At 64.0% G+C, this 2982-nt stretch carries 3 protein-coding genes; all 3 read left to right on the top strand.

Translation table 11 applies throughout. The features are described from left to right. A partial coding sequence (locus tag ACYCTF_RS14295; protein ID WP_461285082.1) for a hypothetical protein occupies window positions 1–684 on the top strand: 684 nt, incomplete at its 5' end. A gap of 1 nt (window position 685) precedes the next feature. Beyond that, window positions 686–1510 carry a heavy metal-binding domain-containing protein gene (locus ACYCTF_RS14290; RefSeq protein ID WP_461283943.1) on the top strand — a complete coding sequence of 275 codons (825 nt, stop codon included), beginning with the start codon at window positions 686–688 and terminating at the stop codon, window positions 1508–1510. Window positions 1511–1520: 10 nt separating this feature from the next. Beyond that, complete coding sequence (locus ACYCTF_RS14285; RefSeq protein ID WP_461283944.1) at window positions 1521–2216, top strand: PspA/IM30 family protein; 696 nt, start codon at window positions 1521–1523, stop codon at window positions 2214–2216. The last annotated feature ends 766 nt before the right edge of the window (window positions 2217–2982 follow it).

The raw sequence follows: 2982 nt of genomic DNA, 5'->3' as shown, positions 1-2982 counted from the left end.
CTCGTCTCTGGCAACTGCTGGTTTCACTTTGGATACTCCTGGACGCGCGGCCACTACGAGGGCTGGCATACGGCGCTCGACCGGCTGCGCCTCGAGGCGGGGCTCATGGGTGCGAACGCGGTGGTCGACGTGACCCTGCGCGTGCGCCGCATGCCGGGGACGGAGAATGAAGATCACATGGACTACGGCGTGACCGGCACCGCCGTGCGTCTAGACGGCCTCGCGGAATCGACCAACCCCGCGCTCGCCACGGTCTCCGCCCTCGAGTTCGCGCGACTGCTCGAATCCGGGATCGTGCCCGTGGGCCTTGCCATAGGCGCCCATTATGACTGGTTCGTTGCGAGCGGCTACTCGACTGCGAACACCGCGTCCTTCTGGAACCAGGAGATCGCGCCACTCTCGACCTTCCTCACGCGGGTGCGCCGCCAGGCCCTGCTGGAGCTGCGCGACGACGGAGTGCGTCTGGGCTCGGGGGTCCTCGCCCATACCCAGCATACCGAGCTCTACCGCGTCGAGCCCGACGAGAACAACCCCTACCCGCGCTTCCTCGCCCGCTATATCGCGCTGGGCACCGCCATCCTCCACGACAGCCGTACGCGACGCCCGTTCGGCGTGCGGCTGGTAACGAGCGTGCGCGATCCGCGGCTGCTGGCCGCCACCGACACCACCAGGGAGGTCCTGTAACATGAGTGAGACAGTCCCCGATCTGCCGCAACACGCGCGCGAGCGCCTGGAGGGCCTGCGCGACACGAGCCGCCGGGGCGGCATCTTCACCTCGGACTTTTCCGTAAACGAATTCCTGATGGTAGGTGAGGCCGGTTTCGAGCCGCTGGGCTTGGTTGTCGGCTCCTGTATCTACCATACCGGCATCCAATACGCCGGCTGGGGCAAGAACCAGGAAATGGCGGTCTTGTCGCAAGCCATGTACGAGGCCCGCGAGCTTGCGATGACGCGCATGGAGCAGGAAGCGCAGTCCTTGTCGGCAGACGGCGTGGTCGGCGTGCGCCTTGAGGTCAAGCGCATGGACTGGGACAAGGACATCCTCGAGTTTCTGGCCATTGGCACGGCCATCGCCCACAGCAAGGGCCACCCCGGCTTCAAGGGCCCCGCTGGCAAGCCCTTTACTTCCGACCTCTCCGGCCAGGACCTCTGGATGCTGCTGCAATCCGGCTACCGACCGCTCGCGCTCGTCATGGGCTCCTGCGTATACCACGTGGCCCATCAGGGCATGCTGCAGTCGCTCGGCAACGTAGGGCGCAACGTCGAGATGCCACTTTTCACCCAAGCCATGTACGACGCCCGCGAACTCGCCATGGAGCGCATGCAGCAGGAAGCCAAAGAGGCCGGCGCTGAGGGTGTGGTTGCAGTCCAGCTGCACGAGGGATCACACAACTGGCAGCCGCACGTCATCGAGTTCTTCGCCATCGGCACGGCGGTGAAACCCATAGAAGACGCGACCGTGATCCCTGAACGATTGATTCCGCAAATTGTCATCCCGGTAAACGACTAGGGAGATTATTATGAGCCTTTTCAAACGCGCGGCCGACGTCATCGAGGCCAAATTCAACAAACTCATCAACGCCGCGGAGGATCCGAACGAGCAACTGGACCTTTCTTACGAAAAGATGCTGGCGGGCCTCCAGGAGACCCGCCGCCACCTCGCCGATGTCGTGACCGAGCAGAAGGTCCTCGAGCAACAAATGAGTACCACGCAGGCCGATATCGCACGCCACGAGGCCGACGCCCGGCTGGCCCTGCAATCGAACCGCGAAGACCTGGCGCGTAGCGCGCTCACCCAAAAGCAGGCCGCGACAGTCAAGCTCGCATCGCTCACCGAGGCCCGCGACAACATCGCCGCACAGGTCCAAAAGCTCATCGACTACGAGCATAAGTTCCAAGAGCGGATCGACGCCTTCCGCACCCAGAAAGAGGTCTTGAAGAGCCAATACGGCAGCGCGGAGGCCCAGGTCAAGGTCAACGAATCGATGTCCGGGCTGAGCGAAAAGCTAGGCGGCGTGGGCGAGAGCGTGCGTCGCGCCAAGGACAAGACCGAGCAGATGCAGGCCCGCGCCCAGGCGATGGACTCGCTCGCCGAGAGCGGGGTGCTGGACGATGGCGATGATCAGTCGCCCGCCGAGCGCGAACTTGCGAAACTGCGCTCCGGAGATTCCGTGGACGCCGAACTCGCGCGGCTGAAGGGCGAGACAAAAAAATAGCGCGCCCCGTCGTCCGGCAAGGGCCGTCCGCTCCGATCGAGCGCACGAGAGCGCCCGCGGGGCACGGGCCCAGGGCTTCGTGAGACGGGCAGCTTGGCGCGAAGACCGCGGGGCAAACGCGCCCGTCGACCCTGCGATGCGCGGCTTCCACGGTATGGTCCCCTCCTACAAGACACAGGGCTGATCTCGACAATCTCGCTCATTGCCCGCGCGCAAAGTCGCTATGACCGCTTCGGGTCGCCAAGAATTTGCCCATAAATAAAACCGTACACCAGGGGCGCCCATTAAGTTTTGCTATGATGGCGCGACAGGACATTGCGGCCGCCCAACCCGCGCCGGGGTCGGCGGACCAGGACTGAATGGTCCTGATGGGGATGCCGGGGGCGAGCCAGGGGTTGGATCACCGAGCGTCCTTGGATATGGTCTTTTGAGGGAGTGGGCCGTCAACTACCCCGGGCTAAAGCCCGGAGCTTGGAGGTTGAAGACCCAAAAGCTCGGTTGACCAGGGGGCACAAGCGGTACCGTGCAGACGTGGACAATAGGTCGTTCGGACCCACTCCGGGATGCTTCCTCAGTCCCGGACACTGGAAGGTTGGAATCACATTGTAGGCCGCATGGCCTATGCTCTCCCTGTAAAGCGGGTAAAGGCGAAAGGCAAAGCGCCGAAGGTTCCGACCGCACTCGAGAGAGTGGAGCCGGTTGTCCACAGCCCCGAGGGGAGAGGCTCCGCGAGGAGCCCGTCACAAGGCCCGTAAGGGCGATGTCT

Source organism: Acidiferrobacter sp. (genome assembly GCF_054609335.1).
Note: the sequence above shows the minus strand (reverse complement) of the source record. Positions and strands in the feature narration are given on the sequence as shown.

Excerpts from the sequence above, each read along its gene's own strand:
- ACYCTF_RS14290 (WP_461283943.1), top strand. The coding sequence starts at position 686 with ATGAGTGAGACAGTCCCCGATCTGCCGCAACACGCGCGCGAGCGCCTG.
- ACYCTF_RS14285 (WP_461283944.1), top strand. The coding sequence starts at position 1,521 with ATGAGCCTTTTCAAACGCGCGGCCGACGTCATCGAGGCCAAATTCAAC.